Genomic DNA, 223 nt, shown 5'->3' with positions numbered 1-223 from the left:
GCAGCCCCCTCACCCGATCCGGTGCAGGGCGCTGCCGTAGTCCTTGAGCCAGGCTTCCGCCTCGTCGGTGCGCGGGCAGAGCTGGTAGGTGATCTTCCAGAACCGCGAGGAATGGTTGAGCTCGCGCAGATGCGCCACCTCGTGCGCCGCGAGATAGTCGAGCACGAAGGGCGGAGCCATGATGAGGCGCCAGGAGAAGTTGAGAGCGCCGTTGGCCGAGCAG

1 protein-coding gene is annotated in these 223 nt (G+C 66.8%); it reads right to left on the bottom strand.

Translation table 11 applies throughout. From position 1 onward, the window contains the following. Window positions 1–9 precede the first annotated feature (9 nt). On the bottom strand, window positions 10–223 hold a 214-nt coding region (locus tag E4K09_RS24150; RefSeq protein ID WP_134500199.1), incomplete at its 5' end, for a M48 family metallopeptidase.

This window comes from Microvirga pakistanensis, assembly GCF_004458765.1.
Lineage (GTDB): Bacteria > Pseudomonadota > Alphaproteobacteria > Rhizobiales > Beijerinckiaceae > Microvirga > Microvirga pakistanensis.
This window is presented reverse-complemented; position numbering and strand designations above follow the sequence as displayed.